Annotated in this window: 15 protein-coding genes; 8 read left to right on the top strand and 7 right to left on the bottom strand. The window is 41.6% G+C overall.

From position 1 onward, the window contains the following. Positions 1-289 precede the first annotated feature (289 nt). Both RRG12_RS17725 and RRG12_RS17730 read left to right on the top strand, forming a co-directional pair. Complete coding sequence (locus RRG12_RS17725) at positions 290-1606, top strand: amino acid permease (protein WP_420760184.1); 1317 nt, start codon at positions 290-292, stop codon at positions 1604-1606. Between the two features lie 58 nt (positions 1607-1664). Further along, positions 1665-2210, top strand: a complete 546-nt coding sequence (locus RRG12_RS17730; protein ID WP_420760185.1) for an RNA 2'-phosphotransferase — start codon at positions 1665-1667, stop codon at positions 2208-2210. Between the two features lie 285 nt (positions 2211-2495). Here the strand turns inward: RRG12_RS17730 and RRG12_RS17735 are convergent, their stop codons facing one another. Then, positions 2496-4214 carry an ankyrin repeat domain-containing protein gene (locus RRG12_RS17735; protein WP_420760186.1) on the bottom strand — a complete coding sequence of 573 codons (1719 nt, stop codon included), beginning with the start codon at positions 4212-4214 and terminating at the stop codon, positions 2496-2498. A 551-nt stretch (positions 4215-4765) separates the two neighbouring features. Between RRG12_RS17735 and RRG12_RS17740 the strand changes: the two genes are divergently transcribed. Together RRG12_RS17740 and RRG12_RS17745 are read left to right on the top strand one after the other, a co-directional pair. Continuing rightward, complete coding sequence (locus RRG12_RS17740) at positions 4766-5980, top strand: lipid-A-disaccharide synthase-related protein (protein WP_420760187.1); 1215 nt, start codon at positions 4766-4768, stop codon at positions 5978-5980. Positions 5981-6114: 134 nt separating this feature from the next. Beyond that, the gene (locus tag RRG12_RS17745) at positions 6115-7851 is read left to right on the top strand and encodes an ABC transporter ATP-binding protein (RefSeq protein WP_420760188.1); all 1737 of its coding nucleotides are present in this window, start codon (positions 6115-6117) and stop codon (positions 7849-7851) included. Positions 7852-7968: 117 nt separating this feature from the next. On the opposite strand, the gene RRG12_RS17750 is transcribed toward RRG12_RS17745, so the two are convergent. Further along, positions 7969-9177, bottom strand: coding sequence for a NupC/NupG family nucleoside CNT transporter (locus RRG12_RS17750; RefSeq protein ID WP_420760189.1), 1209 nt, complete (start codon positions 9175-9177; stop codon positions 7969-7971). Positions 9178-9629: 452 nt separating this feature from the next. Here RRG12_RS17750 and RRG12_RS17755 point away from each other — a divergent pair, with 452 nt between their 5' ends. Continuing rightward, on the top strand, positions 9630-10241 hold the full coding sequence (locus tag RRG12_RS17755; protein WP_420760190.1) for an exopolysaccharide biosynthesis protein: 612 nt from the start codon (positions 9630-9632) through the stop codon (positions 10239-10241). 25 nt (positions 10242-10266) lie between these two features. Here RRG12_RS17755 and RRG12_RS17760 read toward each other — a convergent pair whose 3' ends face one another. After that, complete coding sequence (locus tag RRG12_RS17760; protein ID WP_420760191.1) at positions 10267-11667, bottom strand: amidohydrolase; 1401 nt, start codon at positions 11665-11667, stop codon at positions 10267-10269. Positions 11668-11748: 81 nt separating this feature from the next. Between RRG12_RS17760 and RRG12_RS17765 the strand changes: the two genes are divergently transcribed. Together RRG12_RS17765 and RRG12_RS17770 are read left to right on the top strand one after the other, a co-directional pair. After that, positions 11749-12528, top strand: a complete 780-nt coding sequence (locus RRG12_RS17765; protein ID WP_420760192.1) for a cysteine hydrolase family protein — start codon at positions 11749-11751, stop codon at positions 12526-12528. 244 nt (positions 12529-12772) lie between these two features. Next, on the top strand, positions 12773-13228 hold the full coding sequence (locus RRG12_RS17770) for a cupin domain-containing protein (RefSeq protein ID WP_069072708.1): 456 nt from the start codon (positions 12773-12775) through the stop codon (positions 13226-13228). Between the two features lie 492 nt (positions 13229-13720). Here the strand turns inward: RRG12_RS17770 and RRG12_RS17775 are convergent, their stop codons facing one another. From RRG12_RS17775 to RRG12_RS17790, 4 genes are all read right to left on the bottom strand, one after another. After that, positions 13721-14866, bottom strand: a complete 1146-nt coding sequence (locus RRG12_RS17775) for a 2-aminoethylphosphonate aminotransferase (RefSeq protein WP_420760193.1) — start codon at positions 14864-14866, stop codon at positions 13721-13723. Between the two features lie 84 nt (positions 14867-14950). Then, positions 14951-16132 (bottom strand): phosphonopyruvate decarboxylase, encoded by a 1182-nt coding sequence (aepY, locus tag RRG12_RS17780; protein ID WP_420760194.1) that lies wholly within the window; start codon positions 16130-16132, stop codon positions 14951-14953. Between the two features lie 330 nt (positions 16133-16462). After that, positions 16463-17428: a vWA domain-containing protein gene (locus tag RRG12_RS17785; protein WP_420760195.1), complete on the bottom strand. Its 966-nt coding sequence runs from the start codon at positions 17426-17428 to the stop codon at positions 16463-16465. Positions 17429-17535: 107 nt separating this feature from the next. Next, on the bottom strand, positions 17536-19014 hold the full coding sequence (locus tag RRG12_RS17790) for a hypothetical protein (protein ID WP_069072705.1): 1479 nt from the start codon (positions 19012-19014) through the stop codon (positions 17536-17538). Between the two features lie 759 nt (positions 19015-19773). Between RRG12_RS17790 and RRG12_RS17795 the strand changes: the two genes are divergently transcribed. Then, positions 19774-20718 carry a caspase family protein gene (locus RRG12_RS17795; RefSeq protein ID WP_069072704.1) on the top strand — a complete coding sequence of 315 codons (945 nt, stop codon included), beginning with the start codon at positions 19774-19776 and terminating at the stop codon, positions 20716-20718. Positions 20719-20928: the final 210 nt, after the last annotated feature.

The raw sequence follows: 20928 nt of genomic DNA on the forward strand, positions 1-20928 counted from the left end.
GTTAGATTCTTCCTCCCCTTAGACAAGTTTTCATTTACATTTATTTAAACCACATTTGTTATGGGGACAATGTTCCCGACTGCGTAATCTAATTAATTAATAAAGTACTAGAAGTGACATTTGAACTCCAAAATTTGTGTTGATAATAAATTAGCGATGTCTACGACGGGCTACGCCTACGCTGATTGATCACAAAAATTTAGCTGAAAAACCATAAAAAGCAGGGTTTTTGCGAAGAATATTTCCACATGTTAATATTGTTTGTTTGGTTTAGGTACGGATATTCAGTATGGTTCCCATAAAGACTGTTCTCCAAGATTCAGAGCAAGTCACTCGGTTGTTTTCTCATCTCGAATTTGATGGAAAAAAACTCAATCATCAACCGGGTAGTGTATTGGGAAGTACTGCATTGATTGCGGGAACCACCGTTGGGGCTGGGATTCTCGCCCTACCAGCCGTTACGCTGCCGTCTGGTATTGTGCCGTCTACATCTGGACTAATTGCTGTTTGGCTCTACGCTTTAGTTTCAGGGTTATTGGTTGCAGAAGTTACTTTAAACATAATGCGAACCGAAGGGCGTCCGAGTATAGGTTTTTTGGGAATTGTTGAGAAAATCCTTGGTAAGCTGGGAGCGCGAATTGCAGGCAGCGCATATTTATTCATGCACTATGCTCTCTTGGTAGCATACGTCACCAAGGGTGGAGAGATTTTAGGATCTGCGGCGGCAAAAGTCTGGGGTGTGCAAATATTGCCTATGTGGGTGGGCACAACGACTTTTACGCTCTTATTTGGTGGGATTATGTATCTTGGGCGAGAAAAGTTTATTGAGAAATTAAACAGCGCCTTTGTCGGAATTGTCATTGTTTCCTTCTTAGGACTATTATTTCTGGCAGGAGGGCACATTCAGAGTACTCAACTAGTATTTCAGGACTGGAGTGCCCTTGGTAGTGCCATTTCAGTAATGTCTGTGGCGCTATTTTTTCAAAACGTTGTGCCGCTAGTTGTGACACAACTCGAAGGGGATGCTGGCAAAATTCGCCAGTCCATCTTTATTGGTTCTGTAATTCCTCTAATTATGTTCTTGGCGTGGAATGCCGTAATTTTAGGAAGCGTCAGTCCCGATATGCTAAATAGCACATCTGATGGTACAAGTGTTTTTGATCCACTGCAAATTCTCCGAGCAGGTGGTGCGGGGGAATGGTTAGGAGTGCTAGTATCCATTTTTTCAGAATTTGCGATCGCAACATCATTTATTGGATTTGTGTATGGATTGCTAGATTTGTTCAAAGATATTTTTCTCCTTGCACAAGGTGGACTTTCTAGACGCCTCCCCCTCTATTCGCTGGTTCTTTTCCCTCCGATGACTCTCGGAACGCTTAATCCCAGCATCTTTTTTACTGCCTTAGATTACACTGGAACATTTAGTATCTCAGTTCTCGGTGGAATTATGCCGGCATTAATGAGTTGGAAGCAACGTCAAGAACAAGAAAACTTAGATAGCATAAATCAACCACTGGTTCCTGGTGGAAAGGTGACACTCATTGTCATGATTGGAGTAGCATTAGCCATGATGGGAAGACAAATTCTGTCAATTTACCATCAATAAAAATTTGATGTATTATAAAAGCATATATTTGTAGTATAAATATGCCAACCACAATTAAATGAGTGATTCTCGCCTCGTCAAAATCAGCAAATATCTCAGCAAATATCTGCGACACACACCGGATGCAATTGGAATTAAACTTGCTCCCGGTGGTTGGGTTGCTGTTGATGAACTACTTAGTGCTTGTGCTAGAAACAATTTTCCACTCACCCGTCAGGAATTACAGGTAGTAGTTGAATTCAACGAGAAACAACGCTTTTCTTTTGATTCTACAGGTAATCTTATTCGTGCAAACCAAGGACATAGTGTAAAAGTAGATTTACAATTGGAACCTGTTGTTCCCCCAGATGAGCTTTATCACGGCACGGGATGCAAATCTGTAGAGTCAATTCTGCAAACAGGACTTTGCAAAATGTCACGGCATCATGTCCATTTATCAAAGGATATAGAAACAGCACAGATTGTTGGTGCAAGACATGGAAAACCAGTGGTTTTTGCTGTAAATACTGCGGCAATGCATCAGTCGGGTTACATCTTCTATTGTTCTGCTAATGGTGTTTGGTTAGTAGATCATGTGCCACCTGAGTATCTAAAAAAAAATTGAATTTGAATATAGTTGTTCCCGGACTGTTGAAGTACATTTTCAAAGCAACTAACTCTGTAAAACAAAAATTTGAGTGTACCTCAGTTGCTCAAGAAACGCTGTTGAAGAAGAAGTCAGAAGTCAGAATTCAGGAGCGGAGCCGGAGATGCTCCCATTCCATTGTGGGTAGAGTTTTTCATATTTATATCAATTTGAAAAAAGAATGCGACAAATAGACCATTTGTAGAGACGCGATTCATCGCGTCTTTACCCAAGGATGTGTTGTAATCATTAATTGAATTGGTATTAAACAGTAGCTCGGCTCCAAGTTAAGTTGATTAAATTTAAGATATAATCCACAGAATTATCTATATAATCTTCTGATTTATCATTACTAGCTACACACAATTTACCACCAGTAAGATACATTTTATCTGGCTCTTTGTAGTTAGCTTTGTGTCTACTTATCCATCCTGGCTTCTCACCAGTTGTTTCTAATTTTTCTATTTCAAATGTGTGGATATGTAATCTATAAACTGGGGTTTCATTGTAGACTCTTGTACCGGAGTATCCTAAACTACCAATAATATATATGTATTCTCCAACTAATGTAGCTGAATGAAAATCAGTTGGCGGAAAAACATGTTGGGGGTAACCAAAAATCTGAAAATTACCATCACCTTGAAAAACTACAACATCGTTATATATACAAAAATTAGAGTCATAGTAGTCTTCATGTTCACCAGCAATTTCTACAATTCTGCCATCGGGTAATTGTGTAATAGTTCTGCCAAATCGATCGTAGCACCATACTTTATATTGCCGATTTTCTGTATCTTTAAAAGTATTTTGTGCGCTATAAGCAGAACAACCTTCATAAATCATCACCTGCCAAAAAGGTATTTGCATCAATTCTGGATTGGTTTTGCCAAAGCGCGGATGTTTACCAGCAAAATATTGCTTTGGTGATAATTCTGATAGGTAGAATTTGCTGTTGGCAATTCCGGTGAGCGATCGCCGCATATCATCGTTAATATCGCTCACATCTTCACCAGCCGCAATTAACATTCTGACAATTTCCTTGTTTGTCGCTATCTTAATGGCTTTGTCATTGCAATGATTGATTATGCTGGGGTTTGCGCCAGCTTCTAGTAAAATTCTGACGCACTCAGTAGCACCATGCTCTGCTGCGATTATTAAAGCAGTGCTACCAAAATCATCAGTGGCTTCAATATCAAATCCCTCAGCAATTAGCCACTGTAGGACTTCGAGCCTATTATTTTCTATCGCATACATTAATGGCGTTTTTCCGCAGTTTCCCACATCGTTGTGATTTGCTCCCGCAGCTAGGAGTAATTTGGCTTTAGGTAATTCGCCCATTTGAATACTCAATAACCAAGGAGTTCTATGCCAACAATCACGCACATCTTGATCTGCTCCTTGCTCTATCAATAACTTTACTCGCTCTAAGCTCTCAAAAACTATAGCGTGCATTAATTCTGTCCATCCCAGTTGCTCTGGGTTAGCACCCGCGTTCAATAATAATTTGACAGCATCAAATCTCCCAATATGAGCAGCTATTTTGATTGCAGATTCACCATAGCTACTCATGCCATTGACAGCAGCACCTCTAGAGATGAGAAAATTCAAAGTTGATATTAAGTTTTGATCCTGCAAGATATCTCGACCATGCATAGCATTGATTAAGACATCATATCCATTTGGGCTTTGATAGTTAATATCCGCTCCAGAATTCAGAATCAATTGGATTTTATCTAGATTTCCTGACTGCACAGCCAACCCAAGTACGGTATTTTCAGATTCTTGTTCAACAGCATTCACATTCGCGCCATGTTCCAAGAGGAAGCGAATCATATCAACACCTGCATTAGCACTACTAACTGCACACATTAATGGTGTTTGCTGGGAATACTCATCTAGGCAATCAATATCAACGCCATTAGCTATTTGGCGTGCGACTTTTGCAATATCTCCCCGCTGTACATAAATATGAATTTTTGGCATAAATTTTCTAAGTTTACTTCTGATATAAATTATCGGACTTGCTGAATCAAATATTTACCTCTTACACCTATGTAAGCCAAGTCATGCTGTCGATTCGGTGCTATCCTCGTAATGCCGCCAAGATCAATTTACCTATAGCGGAATGGCACTAAGAAAAGGGAAAATCGTTGAGGCAGCAGGGGAGCAGAGGAGCATGGGAGAAAGAAGAAATTTTAGGCATTGCGTTCATATATTTAGAAATTCCCCTCTGCCCCTCTGCTCCCCTGCCCCTCTGCAATCCCTACGCCGCTTACCTTTCAGCTTAACTTAGTGCCATTCACCCATAGCGCTTGTACTCCTAATACTGTATTCTCTGATAGATTAGCGTCTGCAAAAACAGGGATTAGCAGTAATTCCATTGCGGTTAACATCTGAAAAAGGAACTTTGTAGATTTGTCTATAAAATTACAAACTCTCAAGAGTAAAAATACTATCAATCTCTTTGCCTACTCACCCAATGTAGGTTAAAAATCTCACCAAACAAACATTTTAGACCTATCCAAGACCCCAAGATGCCTTCTAAGCGAATCTTGTTTATCAGTAACGGCCACGGAGAGGACAACCACACCTCTCACGTTATTCAGACCTTGCGCCAATTGTCTCCTTCTATTGAGATGGCGGCAATGCCGATTGTGGGGGAAGGAAAAGCTTACCGCAGCTTGAACATTCCCATTATTGGGCCCACACAAACGATGCCCTCTGGGGGATTCTTTTACATGAAGCGCCTCTATTTACTCAAAGATTTTCAATCGGGATTGATTGGGTTAACGTGGAGACAGTTACAAGCGGTGTTACAGTATGCTCCCAACTGCGATTTAATTATGGCTACTGGGGATTTTGTCTCCCAGACATTTGCCTACTTAACAAAACGTCCTTTCGTTTCGTTTATCTCTTGTCTTTCTGCCATCTATGAAGGGCAATTGCGTATTAATCCGCTGCTGTGGCACGATCTCAATTCTTCTCGATGTCTGACAGTTTTTACCAGAGATACCTATACGGCTTCTGATCTCCAGCGGCAAGGTATAGCTAAAGCTCAGTTTGGTGGTATTCCGGCTTTAGATCGCCTCGTCCCCGTTGGCAAAGACTTGTACCTGAAACCGGACGTTCCTGCGATCGCACTTTTACCAGGATCGCGGATGCCGGAAGCCGCACGAAATTTCTGTTTGCAGTTGCAACTGGTGGTAGAAATTGCCAAGGTGATGCCTGAGTCAGGATTCCAGTTTCGCGCCGCCTTGGTACCAAATTTGATGGAACAATTAGACGACATTGCTAAAAGCCAAGGTTGGGAACTGAATCAAGGCATACTCACCTATTCTCCTCCCGGAAGTTCTGCTGAGGAATCACCGCTTGTAGAAGTGAGATGTTACTCAGATGCCTTCAGTGATATCTTGTATTACTCTACCCTCGTCATTGGCATGGCAGGGTTGGCAGTGGATTTAGCTGTAGCGATCGGCAAACCGATCATCCAGATTCCCGGAGAGGGCCCGCAATTTACCTATCAATTTGCAGAAGCGCAAACGCGGCTGTTGGGCATTTCTGCCCAAACTATCGGCACTAAGCCAGCAACCCCTGAGATTCTCAAGCAAGCAGCAAAACGAGTAGTTGAAACTTTACAAGATTCAGACTACCTCGCTAAGTGCAAAGTAAATGGCCCTGAGCGATTTGGCCCACCTGGCGCATCTGAGAGAATTGCCCGCTTTCTACTAAACTCTTTAGGAGAAACTTGAGTAGAAATTTCGTCAGAATTCAGGAGTCAGCACGGTTCGGTAGCATGGTGTGGTAGGCTAACGCCGTAATGCATCTGAATTCTGAATTCTGAATTCTGACTCCTGACTCCTAACTCCTGAATTCTTACTTACCTATGAAAGTCCGCTCTAGTTACTGGCAACTGTTGCCTTATCTCTGGCCCCAATGGCCGCTGTTAATTCGGGGATTGGCTTGTATTCTAGGATTTGTGTTATTCACCCTAGCAGTGCCCTATTTAGCAGGTCAGGTCGCTTTTTATCTTGGCCAGGGAAATGTTAACCAGATTGCCTACTGGCTCGGACTAGCCACTGTGGTATTTTTGGTTCGAGGGCTTTGTCAATACGGGCAGAATGTCTTTATGATTGCTGCTGCCCTGAACATGGTTTTAAACTTGCGTAAGCGGGTTTATGCTCACCTGCACAAACTTGGATTAGATTACTTTGAAACCACACAGACAGGAGACTTGACTTATCGTCTGACAGAAGATATTGATCGCGTCGGCGAGATTGTAGACAAGTTATCCCATCAGTTTCTTTCCAATTTTTTGCAGTTAATTGCAATTCCCATTTACATGCTCTACCTGAATTGGCCGCTCACTCTTGCGGGTTTGATTTTGGCTCCTTTAATGGCTTGGTTGATCGGGCAATTTGGTCAGCGATTACTCGTGCTATCTCGCCAGAGCCAAAATCAGGTTTCCAATTTGTCGGCGATGCTAACTGAGGTATTTAGTGGGATTCGCGTCGTTCAAGCTTTTGCAGCCCAAGAATATGAGGTGAAGCGATTCAACAAAGAAGCAGAAATCAATCGCCAAGCTAAATATCGCGCTCTACAACTCAAATCCATTCAGTTTCCCGTTGTTGGTTTCTTGGAAGCAGTTAGTATTATGCTGCTGTTTTTATTGGGAGGATGGCAGATTTCTCAGAATCAGCTGACTGCTCAAGGGTTTATCAGTTTCTTAGCTGCTGTGGCTTTACTGATTCAGCCAATCGATCTGATGATTAGCAATTACAACGAGTACAAACAGACTGAAGCTTCCGTTGAACGCATCTTTGAACTGATGGCGAAGGAGCCTAGTATCAGCGAAAAATCGAATGCTCAGGCAATGCCAAGAGTTATGGGCAAGGTAGAGTATCGTCATGTCGATTTCGCCTACAATCCCGATCAGCCAGTGCTAAAGGATCTCTGCTTGAACGCTTCTCCTGGTGATGTCATTGCCTTGGTTGGTTCTTCTGGAGCAGGTAAATCGACGTTAATTAACCTTTTACTTCGCTTTTATGACCCTCAGAGGGGTCAAATTCTGGTTGATGATATTGATATCCGTGATGTCACACTCACCAGCCTGCGCCATCAAATTGGCATTGTTCCCCAAGATGTTACTCTTTTTTCGGGAACGATCGCTGAAAATATCGGTTACGGTCAGGAAAAATTAGATATATCAGCGATTCAAGAAGCAGCCAAGATTGCCAACGCTCACTCGTTTATCACCCAGTTTTCTCAGGGTTATCATACCTGGGTGGGAGAGCGGGGAGTTAACCTATCAGGAGGACAACGCCAAAGATTAGCGATCGCTAGAGCAGTTGCTAACGATCCTCGAATTCTCATCCTTGATGAAGCTACCTCTGCCCTAGATTCTGAATCAGAAGCACTAGTTCAAGAAGCACTAGAACGAGTGATGCAAAACCGTACCGTGTTTATTATCGCCCATCGCTTGAGCAGCGTTCGTCGGGCTGACTGCATTCTCGTCATCGAACAAGGAGAGGTGGTTGAAGCTGGTACTCACACCTCCCTGTTGTCTCAAGAAGGACGGTATGCCCGTTTTTATGCCCAACAGTTCTACTCTACAGATGAGTAGTAGTCTGTCAATAAATAAATGAGTAATGAGTAATACCCATTACTTATTACTTATTACTCATTACTTCAAAATTAAAGACAGTTGGAGTCGGCGATTTATCCCGTCTCTCTAACTTTGTCAAATCAACATCCCAGCAACACAAGCGGTGATAAAACCCGCTAGCAATCCGCCAATCATTGACCTTACACCCATGCGAGCTAAGTCATGCTGGCGATTTGGTGCGATCGCGGCAATGCCACCAATGGTAATGCCAATTGAACCAATATTCGCAAAATTACATAAGGCATAAGTCGCAATAGTTACTGCACGTTGGGAGATTTTACCACTCTCAATTAGTGCCTTCAAATCTAAAAAAGCAATAAACTCATTCAAAATTGTCTTTGTACCTAATAATGCCCCAACTTGCCGACAATCAGCCCAAGGTACGCCCATTAGCCACGCCACGGGAGCCATAACAAAAGATAAAATCCACTGTAGTGAGAGTTGCTGTAAGCCTACAAATGATCCCAACCATCCCAAAAGTGCATTGAGAGCAGCCAATAATCCCAAAAAGGCGATAATCATCACCCCAACGTTAACTGCTAGCTTCACACCGTCAATTGCTCCAGTAGTAGCAGCATCAATGACATTTACATAATTCGTTTCTACATCTACTTTTGCTTTACCAAGCGTCTCTGAAACTTCTGTTTCTGGGTAAAGTAATTTTGATACCACCAATGACATGGGAGCAGTCATAAAGAAAGCAGCAATCAGGTGTTCTGTTGGGATGCCAAAGGAAAGATATGCCCCTAGTACTCCACCGGCAATTGTGGCAAAACCACCAGTCATCACGGCATGGAGTTCTGATTGCGTCATATTGGCTACATAAGGCTTAACCATCAACACTGATTCTGTTGGGCCCAAGAAGATATTACCTGCACAGGATAAAGATTCAGAACCCGATGTTTTCATTGTTTTCATCATTACCCACGCCATCACCTTTACCACCATCTGCAAAATGCCGTAGTAATACAAGACGCTGATGAAAGCAGAGAAAAAGATAATTGTCGGCAGCACTTGAAAAGCAAAGAAATGATCTTTAAAATTTTCTCCAAAGACAAATTTTGCACCAACATCAGAAAATGCTAAAAATTGGCTGACAACATCTCCCAGAGATTTAAACACAGTCAAACCCCAAGGAGTTTTAAGAATCACTAGCGCAAATGCAAACTCTAATCCTAAACCCCATGCCACTATACGCCAATGCACCGCACGACGATTAATAGAGAAGGCGTAGGATATACCGATAAAAACTAAGATTCCCAACGCAGAGATGGCGCGTTCCATGTTGACTCCTGGAAAGGTATTGCTAAGGCACTTAGTCACAGAGCATACACAAAATCTGCATTTTTTTGTGGTTTTGTAGCCAATTACTAGAGTTTTGATGCTGTAAATCAGAATTCTGGCATTGCCCAACAGGAGCAAACACGGATTTTTGACCGCTCTTATAGGGTGAATAGCGATCGCTTCCTTATATCAAGTCCGGTGAATCACTTATGATTACCGTATTTGTGCAACAATCCCAAAAGCCTCTTTCCCCCTGTTCCCTGCCCCTGCGCTTTAAATGATAAGTCTTTAGCCGGACATGATATTAGTACTGATGGTTCTAGATTAGGATTGGAATTTCAAAAGAATTAATCTTCAATACTGATGCTAAAATATGCAGACACAAAACTATGGGTCTGGATTACAGTAAAGTTTGATGAATTATTTGATCAACACCCATTACCTGAAGCGTTATGACCCTAAGATTTTCTCAAGATATAAAGTCATTATTGCAACATTTAGCTGAAAAACCTCTGACTCTGGGTGACGTGATTTCAGAAACCTCAGAACGAGGTTTTAGCTTAGTGATTGCATTGTTGGTGTTACCATTTTTGATCCCCACGCCACCGGGATTAAGCACTCCCCTTGGTATAGCTTGCTTGTTGATGTCAGGACAGATGGCTTTGGGGAGGCGTACACCGTGGCTGCCGAAAAAAATTGCCAGCCTTAAATTCCCTAATTGGTTTGCTCAAACACTGCTGAAAAATTTACAACGTGTGACCAAAGTCTTAGAAAAAATCTCCCGTCCGCGTTTTCAGAAGATTGCCGAAAATCCATTAACTTGGCGGTTTAATGGGATATGTCTTACTTGGTTGGCAATATTACTAATGTCGCCATATCCTCCTGCTACCAATCCTATTCCTGCTGTGGGAATGTTACTCTTAGCAGTTGCAACTATCGAATCTGACGGCATATTGATGTGCTTAGGCTATGTAGCCACCGTTTTGAATACCTTGTTTTTCGGTTTTGCCTTTTACCTCTTATATACTGGGGCTACCTATTTGTTACCTAATCTTTTTCAGTAAACTAATCACTCAATTGATTTATATTTCACAAACCCATAACCGTGCGATAATGTGCTTCAATTTGTGCGACGGTTTCAGACTTACGCTTTGTTTCCCATTGACTGCGGTTAAATAATTCTTGTCGCAATTCATCAACGTTAATTGTTGTCACTTTCCCATCAGCAACAATTTGCTTACCATTCACCCAAGCACTATCTACAACATTACTAGGACGACCTAAAACTAGCAAACCAATAGGATCTGTACGGGGTAATAATGATAAATTGGTGAGGTTATAAAGTACCAAATCTGCTTGTTTCCCCACAGTTAGGGAACCAAGTTTATCTGCTATATTCAGACCCTTTGCGCCTCCCAAAGATGCCATTTCTACTGCTTGTCTGGGTGTAATCCAGTGCTGATAATCTGAGTCTGTAATATTATGTAAAATAGAACCAATTTTGATAGCTTCTAGCAAATCTTGTGAGTCATTACTAGAAGCACCATCACAACCAAAAGTTACATTTACTCCAGCTTGGCGATATTTTAAAATCGGGGCAATGCCACTACCTAAACGCAGATTACTTAAGGGATTATGAACAACTGTAGATTGAGTTTCGGCGAGGGTGGCGATATCAGTATCATTTAACCAAACACAATGGGCAAGTGAAGTTTTATTGCTCAAAAACCCGATTCGTTTCAAATGTTCCACAGCAGTACAACCGTACTTTTCTTGAGCGAGTTTTTCCTGTGCCCTGGTTTCAAGTAAATGGGAGTGACGACAAAGATTGTAGCGATCGCTTAACTCAGTACATCCCTGAAATAAAGCATCAGTACACAATTGAATTCCCGTTGGCGCAACTAAAATATTTACACCCTCATCTGGGCGATGAAACTGTCTTACCGCCTCTTCAATAATTTCCAATGTTGCCACAGTTGAGCGAAAATAAGGCTCATGAGTTTGGGTTGATTCCCCGGATGGCATACCTGCGGTGAGAGATTCATCTTGAATTAAGGGGGCGATAAAGGCACGAATTCCCACTTCTCTGTAAGCGCGAGTTGCAATGGCGATCGTTTCTAACTCAAGTCCGGGAATTAACACCAGGTGATCTACCACACTCGTACCGCCGGAAAGTAAGGTTTCCACCGCAGTCCCCAAGGCGCTGAGATAAACCTCTTCGGGATCGAGGGGGGCAAAATCATACAATTCCGCCAACCATAATTCTAAAGGGAACATTGACATGATTCCTCGCTGCCACATCTCTGATGAGTGGGTGTGGGCGTTGAAAAATCCAGGTAACAATAGCTTATTTTTGCCATCTATAGGTGTGCCGATTACTTGTAGATTAGGGGCAATGGCGGCAATTTTATTATCTACAACCTGTACATCTACCGTTGCATAATCATCACTGACGGCAATCAAAACATTCTGGATGGTGAAATTTAGCATATTTAACCTTGATTAAGTAATTGTATTTTCAACTGAATTTCAAGTTACAAAATAGGAACTGGTGTTGGGTATTGCAATTTTATGAATTTACCATTACGGACATTGGGAGTTGCACCAAATGCGTGGACAGTGAATGATGCGATCGCAGATATCACTCGTCCTCAAAAGACCCCACAACCCGTTATTTTATCAACAGAAACTAAAACCCTGCGCCTAGACTTGGCAAAAGCTGCTATCCTCGTCATTGATATGCAAAACGACTTCTGTCACCTTGATGGCTGGTTAGCGCATATCGGCGTGGACGTAACTCCAGCGCGTCAGCCTATTAAACCTTTGAACAACTTACTTCCAGAATTGCGTGAGGCTGGTGTGCCGGTAATTTGGTTAAATTGGGGGAATCGTCCCGACTTGCTCAATATTAGTGCTAGTTCGCGTCATGTTTATAACCCCACAGGGGGAGGTGTGGGATTAGGTGATCCACTGCCAAGCAATGGTGCTAGAGTACTCATGGCAGGTAGTTGGGCCGCAGCAGTAGTAGACGAACTAGAACAACTTCCCGAAGATATTCGTGTGGAAAAATACCGCATGAGTGGGTTTTGGGATACCCCATTAGATAGTATTTTGCGAAATCTGGGAAAGACAACATTATTTTTTGCTGGTGTTAATGCCGATCAATGTGTGCTAACCACGTTATGTGATGCCAATTTCTTAGGATATGATTGCATATTAGTTAAAGACTGCACTGCTACAACTTCTCCTGAATATTGTTGGCTAGCGACATTGTACAACATCAAACAATGCTTTGGTTTTGTCGCTGACTCGCAAGCAATTTTCACAGCGCTGCAAAAGGGTGAAGAGTGAATCAATTTTGGATTTTAGATTTTAGATTTTGGATTAATTCTATGTATGAATGCTCTTTCTTAGATCAAGAATTTTAGATTTTTTCTCGCATTTCAATTCGCTTGCTCTCAGACTTTTTTAAATTTTGGACTTTGGTGTGAGCGCTCAATCCAAAATCCAAAATTTAAAATCTAAAATTTTGTGATTCAAGACTTGGATTTTAGAAATTTTCATACCCATCTATAATTTCAGAGGGGATAAATAAATGTACGCTACTAGTTGTGTAATTCCGGTTATCAAATCTCTCAAAGATTACCAGGTATATCGCATCAGTCCCAACGACTCTAATCGATTAGCAATTATTTTCGATTCGATAAATGCTAATACTTCCTTGACTTGCTGCATAGAAATTTTTGATGTTGGTGGACAAACACCGCCAAATCGCCATCAGTGGGCGGTGGAAATGTTTTTTGTCCTCAAAGGGGAAGCGATCGCCATGTGTGACGGCAAAAGTGCCACGATCAAGGCTGGAGATAGTTTATTAGTGCCTCCTACTGGTACTCATTTGATTAAAAACACTGGTTCTACTCGCTTGTACACGTTGACTGTGATGATTCCCAATGAAGACTTTTCGGAATTGATTCGCAGTGGCATTCCGTCGGAGTTAGATGCAGAAGATATGGCAGTGTTGGGGAGATTAAATGCTTTGATGCCCTGTTAAAATAATTCGTAATTCGTAATTCGTAATTCGTAATGACGCTCTCTACGAGATGCTAAAAGCGTAGCTTGCAACTCTTACAGAGTACGCGGACTCGCTAACGTAATTCGTTTCTCGTTCCCATGCTCTGCCTCTGATCAAGCCAAACCCTCATGCAGAGACGCGATTTATCGCGCAATACAGTTCAGATAAGCCCAAAACACTTGTAGAGACGGCGATTCATCGCGTCTTCAAAGACAAATTATCTACATCAGTAACCTTAACCCAAGCGTATTGGGTAGAAGGCGCAAATCATCTAGAGATTCGTTCTCTCGTTCCCATGAATAACATGGGAACGAGAGAATATTAGGAATGATCATTGAAGAAGAATTCAGAAGTCAGAATTCAGGAGTCAGAATCAATTGGATGGGGATTCAGACCCCAACCAATTGTAGGCACCGTGCAGACGATAGCGCAGCGTTAGCGACGCAGGAGCGTCTGGGGTTTTAAACCCGTTTATTCATCCACCAGTCGCACAGAATTCAATTCTGAATTCTGGCTCCTGACTCCTGAATTCTGTTTGATAATTTGTTTAACAACACCAATAAAGCGTTCCATGTCAGTGTGGGTAATAGCTCCCATTGTCGATACTCGAAAGATAGATTGAGCTAAATTTCCCTGTCCAGAATAAATGATATAGTCCTGTGCTTTTAGTTGGTCGTGAAATTCTTCATACCTGAAACCGTCTGGCAAGTAGTAGGCATTCAAGACAACGGATGAACTACCAAGAGGAAGTAGAGGTTTAATTCCCATTGAGGCTAACCCATCTCTAACTAAGCCGGCAAGTTGGTTGTAATGGTTATGTCTGACACGCCAACCCCCTGCTTCTGCCATTTCTTGCAAAGCTTCTGTTAAGGCATAAAATGTCTGTATTGATTGCGTAAAAGGTGTGCCACCTCGGTCTTGTTGCTGGTAATAAGTTGCTAAATCTAAATATAAGGTGCGGGGGATTGTGTCTACTGATGGCAGTGCATCCCGTTGCAGGATGACAAAGGATACTCCAGGGACACCATGCAGACATTTATTAGCTGTCGCAGCGCAAGCGGTGATTCCCCAATCTGCAAAATTTAATTCTTCAGCACCAAAACTGCTGACTGCATCTACTAATAGTTTGATGCGGCGTTCTTGGCAAATTGGCGCAAGTTCCGCCAAATTATTTAGGCGACCGGTAGTAGTTTCGTGATGGACGATCGCAAGGTGGGTGATGTCGGCGTTTTGATCTAAAAGGTTGATTAAAGCGTTGATATCGATTTCGGCATCCCAAGGATGGGAAAGTGTGATGTAATCAATGCCGTGGATTTTGGCGATTTTGGATAGTCGTTCGCCATACACACCGTTTTCAATTACCAGCAACTTCCCGTCTGTCGGTACTAGACTGCTGATCATCGCTTCCATCGCGGCGGTTCCAGAACCCGTGAGGAGAACTGCTGCCCAGCGATCGCTAAGACCATAAACTTGAAGTAGTTGTTCACGGATTCTGCTTTGAAGTTGGGAAAACTCCACTTCACGATGACACAAATCGGGACGCAACAGGGCATTTCTGACGCGATCGCTCAAATTAACGGGGCCGGGATTTAGTAAAATCATTTTGTCGTTGGGCATGGGGCATGGGGCATAGGGCATTGGGCATTAATAAATAAAGAGTTTGTACTTTGAATTTATTAATTACAAATTACGAATTACGAATTACGAATTACCAATGTGTTTCATAAAGCGTTGTAAAACTGCTTCCGGGGTAAGGTTGGGTCTGGGTAGCTTTTCTAAAGTTCCGGGACGGATTTTTAAATGAGCGAATTTAGGTCTATTGTTAGCATCTGCGGTAAATAAGGCATCTAAAAGCGAAGGGTCGTCTCCGGCTAATGTCACACCATAACCGCACGCTTCTGCAATTTTGGCAAAGGAGATACCCGCAGAAACGGTGGCTTGTGCGCCTGTGGAATCGTGGGCTTCATTATCTAAAAGAATATGGGTTAAGTTAGCACCGCCATAAGTGCCGATGGTAGCAAAATTACCCATTCGCATCAGTGCTGCCCCATCGCCATCAATTACTACTACCTTGAGGTCTGGACGTGCTAAGGATAGTCCCAATCCCATTGAGGAAGCGCAGCCCATCGAGCCGACCATATAAAGATGATTGGCGCTGTCTTTACTAGCAAAGAGTTCGCGTCCCGTGTATCCGGTAGTGGCAATTATTACAGTGTTTTTTGGATCAATGAGTTCCACAATTCGAGCCAATGCTTCGCTGCGAGAAATGCGTTGTTCTTTGTTATCCCGAAAAAAACTTTGCTGAATATGAGCGCTACTACTATTTTCTCGTTCGGGGATAGAAGAACGAGTGAGTGCATGGGGTGCGTTGGCGTAGCCCATCGAAGATATCGCTCCTTTACGCATAATTAGAGCATAAGGTCGGCGCTCTTGTTGCATGTAGGCTGTGGCTCTTTGCAGAACGGGTTCTATTTCTGCTGCATCTGTGGGAAAAAATTCCCAAGGTACAGTCATTGTTTCCAGCAATTTATCTGTAATTTGCCCCATTAATTCATGTTGCGGTTCATCTTGCAATAGGCGATCGCCTCTTAAAGTACAAATCAGCAGCAGTGGAATCCGAAAGATATAAGTGAGGGAGGTTAACGGGTTAACTGCATTCCCCAAACCAGAGTTTTGCATCATCACCACAGCAGGTTTACTAGCAATTGCGGCTCCAGCTGCGATCGCTACAGCATCTCCCTCATTGGCTGCGGAGATATATCTAAGTTGAACGTCATTAATGACGTAGTTAATAAAAGGTGTGAGAAAAGAACAGGGTACGCCAGTGTACCATTCAAAGCCAAGATTGCGAGCAGCTTCTACGAATTCCTTTGCCTGAATCATAAATAATTGTGGCGCGGTGGGGGTATGGGGGGATGTTTTTGAAGAACGAACCACAGGTTGACGGATACACTGACCCTAGACATCCAATTCAAACCATTCAGAAGTCAAAGCTAGAGAAATTGAAATATTTGCTGGCAAAACATCATAAAATTTCTTGAAAACGTTCCCATTAGAACTATAAATAGTAGCATTTGTGGCAGTGACAATTTGATTTTCATCTACTAGTTATGAGAATATTCCTACTATTTCCTGCATCTCCTCGGCAATTTTGTAGTACCAAATATCGATATTGGTTTGAGTATCTACATCATCCAGTTCTTCCAGTTGTAACTAAAGCTGACTCAGTGCCTCAGAAATATCCTGAGTAACTTTAGCGTTTTGAAACTCTAGCGTGAATTCCGTTGAATTGGGGGGAAGCATAAATTGGAGCAGAGCAGGAACTCCATCCGAATAGTTGTGGCACACAGTTCCTGATTGATTTACAATGCGACAAGAAGAATCAATCACAATCACATCTTCAGACACCATTTCCTTGAAAACTTGCTCGGCTTGCTTCATGTCCCCAGCACGCTGGTGATCCCAAAGGTCAATCCGTTGTCCCTTATAATCCCGCAGATCATTTTCATCGAACAAGTTGTCAAGTTCTGTCATTTGCGCTTCATCAATGTCTTCTCCAACACCCAACAAGAACATTTTGATGAAAGGCTTCTGGTTTTGGGAAATCTCTTGAGCCAAGTGAAAAGAGTATTTCTTTACTTCTTCTAAATCATCTATTTTGCCATCTGTAATGAATACACAAATCGCAGCAGGATGTTTAACTCCTCGTTTTGCCGAAGACTGAAATTTGTCTACAAAATACTTTAGAGGAGGCAACAATTTTGTTTGCATTCCCATTGAAAACTTTTCAGGATTTGGTCCACGCAGCGAAATATTTTGAATATCTTGTTTGTCAAATTCACCGATTTCTTCAATTTGAGAACCATCTGGACTACAGGCCCAGTAGACTAAACTCACCTTAGACGTGCGAGAATAATTGGACAGGAAATCTACTATTGTTCTTGTTACTGGTTGTACCTGATTTTTTACACTGGTTGCTTGATTGAATAGCGTATTATTCACAAGACCGCTAATACCATACATCTTCTTCATAGAAGCAGAAGCATCTAAAGCCAAGCCCATACCATCAAACTCTACATCAGGAACTAACAGAAAAGTAGCGGTTACTTTTAATTCACCATTGCTTTGTCGCTCTACATTGACCTCACCCAACTGTTCAACTACGTTACGCAACTGCATATTCAATATTGCTCCTTTTTGAGTCAATTTTGTTACAAAATTTTAGAACTTTTTATTGCCTACCTTTTTCTTAAACTTGACAATACCCAGAATTTTCTCAGGTCATATCATGAAGCTGATTTATCTGCTTTACTGGCTACTTGTGTCACAACATTCCGAGTAGCCTCTGCACCAAATCCTAAAGCGAGCAAAGTGAAATAATCTCCCCAACCATTAGCTCCAAATGTTGGTTTAGTCCAATACAATTGATTAAAACCACCACCTGCAAGGACACTGAAGGAGATCAAAAAACTGGAGATATAAAACAGCTTTAAGCGACCTTTAGCAGTTTGCCATAGGCTAGCAATTTTCCTCCAGATATGAACATCTGAATACCATAATGATGGAGCTGGGAGAACTAGATTAGGTTCAGTGTTCCCATCATCCATACCCTTAGATGTCGCCTCATCAGCCTTGGCACCCAACTTTCTCAAGTTTTCAATATCTTTATTAATATCGGTTTGTAACTCTTGCACTTCAGCATCTTGAGAAGGCAGTAACATACTCAATCGTTGCTTTAAATATTCTGCTGTATCGTTCCATTTGTCGTGTTGTTCGTTGTTTAAAGAAGCTAAATTTTCTGCTTTATCGTTCCATTCGTCGTCTTCTTCGCTTTTGAAAAAATTTGTCAGACCTTCTAGCTTATTTAACTGTGTGTTCAATCGAATGTAGGTATTAAGTTTTTCGGATATTTTATCGAGGCGTTGCCGTAACTCTTCTGGTGTTGCAATATCTACAGCGTTGTTCAAAGTCTCTTTTAGCTCCCGATCAATTGCTTGAACATAAAGAGTAGATGTGCTTTTTAAATCATCTTTCTCAAGGCGTTTAAGGAGTGTCTGACAATAGTCAAACTGGATAAGCCAGTTAGGACGTTGTTGTAGCCACTTGTTCCAAACCGCTTTCGCATCATTAAGAGCTGATTGAGCATCAACAATTTGTTTTGCATCGTGTGCTTGTTTAGCGATAGTCAGATGCATATCAGCTCGTGACCAAAATGAGTGCGCCTTTGCCCGATCTGGATCAATTTGAGTACGTAAATTTTCCAGACGAACAGCAACCTCATCACTTAACTTACCTTGGCTACTGTAAGCAGAAACCGCCATACCAATTGCTGTTCCGAGTAGCAGTGTAATCAGAGGTAAAGGCCATGAATCTTTAACCCTAACAATGACTGGAATGACTTTTTCAGCCTGCTCATAAAGCAGGACGATTTCACCGGTAAATTCTCCACTAGGAACGGATTGCAAATTAAACTCGACTGGAAAGCTAATCAGTTCTTGGGTATTGACTGGAGTAGGAGGTGAAGGGATTCGGATTGCTGCTGCTGGTAAAACCACACTGTTGTCTGCACTAAAAGAATCTAGAGCCACTGCTTTTAAATTGCTAATTTTCTCATTTGTACGCAGTGCGACTATCCGAGTTATTTTCTCTCCCCTAGTTGTATTGAGTGTGATTGTTTTGGGGGTAATTACGACCTCTGCTTGAGCAAAGGCAGAAGATTCTATGAAAATAGCTATGGTAATAAAGAATACATTAATAATTTTCATATAAATTCTATTCATAGTTAAGACAGATAGTAAATTTAGAACAAATTTAGATTATGAATAAAACATTAAGTAGATAGGTGTAAATAAATACAAATGTTCTGTCATTACGAACGAAAGTGCGTCTCGTAGAGAGGAACATTCGCCCTTGGCGTTTTCGAAGAGTACCAATCGCAAAGACTGAGATTGCTTCGTTCTTCCTCGCAATGACGTCTTACATTTAATCATGTCTACTTACTTATGTGAATTTACTTTACTATGTAATTGGTAAGAAGTCTATTTATCAGTTTTACAGAGAATTTTGACTCAATTATTTTTTAATAAGTATTATTTATAATTCTTCTGGTTGACAATGCACATAATTTGTGAAATTTGGTCTCAGTTGAAACATAGAATTTTTTATAGATATTTTTACGGAATCTGCTAAAAATTATTTGAAGTACCTAGAAGGTTATCAAAAATATCAGTGCAAACATTGATTGAGGTATATTATGAAATTCCACTAAAGACTTTGACTTACAAGCGCGATTTTTCCTTTTACAACTTGAGCATCTATTGTAAGACATCTATTTATGTCAAGTTGTACTTTGCCTTTATTTCACCATCGTATTTTAGTATATTTGTCAAGTACATAAGGACTAAGTTTAGCCATTTCTAGATGAACGTTTGTACTAGAAAATAAATGATGTTTTTAACCCAATTTTGGGATTTTGGCTCAGGCGATCGCTTAATTTACAGTCGAAAAATTTGGAGTTTAATGCAGTGAATCAACTTTTTAGCCAAGGTCACGCCTGTATTGTTGGAGTTGGCGGTGACTTACCTATTACCGTAAAGGATGCTGTAGGTATAGCTGATATTCTGAAAGACCCAGAACGCTGTGCTTATCCCCCTGAGCAGGTACATGTATTGACAAAAGAACAAGCAAAGCGAGAGGACGTTCTGGCCGCTCTAGACCGATTAGCTCAATCTGCTAAACCTGATTCTACGGTAATCGTCTACTTTTCTGGGCATGGCTATCAGGTAGTTAGTACGACGGGAGAAAAGTATTTCCTGATGTGCTTTGGATATGACAAAAATAAATTATACAAAACTGCAATTAGTGGTGAAGAGTTTGCTGACAAACTACGGGCAATTCCAGCCAAAAAGCTTTTGGTCTTGCTGGATTGTTGCCATGCTGGGGGATTGGCAGATACGAAAAGCTTGGGTTATGAAGTGGAAAAAGCACCACTTCCCCCAGAGGCTCAAGCTTTGTTTGGTGAAGGGAAAGGACGAGTAGTGATTGCTTCTTCCCAAGCTGATGAAAGATCTATCATACTCAAAGGAAGACCCTACAGTGAATTTACACTGGCATTGATTGAAGCACTTGCAGGTAAAGGAGCTTCGCAAAAGGATGGTTATGTGCGGGTAGTAAATTTAGCTCTGCACGCTCGTGAGGTAGTGCCTAGACGAACAAAGAATTGCAAGCATCCTCAGCATCCTATTTTGAACTTTGAGAAAGCTGACAACTTTATCCTGGCATACTATGCAGGTGGTGAGTTTGAACCGAAGGGACTGCCATTTGAGAGTGAACCTGACATTGAATCTGAGCCTGGTGAGTTGAATCCTGAGCAGGAAAGAGCGATTGAAGTCAATCAAAAGAAGATAACCCAATCTGGCAATCAAAATATTGTTATTGGGCATGGCCGAGACATCAACATACAGCACTAACCCTCTTCTGTCACTTACCGGGAGGGCGATCGCTATAAGCCTTATGAGGCAATCAATACAAGCTATATATACTATTAGAAAAAATGAGTCTTGTATTTGTTATTAGAAAAGAATCGCGCGATCGCTTGCTATACAAAAGCTCTAGAATTCAGAAATGGCAAATGTTTTCGGAGAGTGACAGAAGAGGGCTAAGTAAGTCGGCGAGAAAAA

The organism is Nostoc sp. CALU 546, from assembly GCF_048836525.1.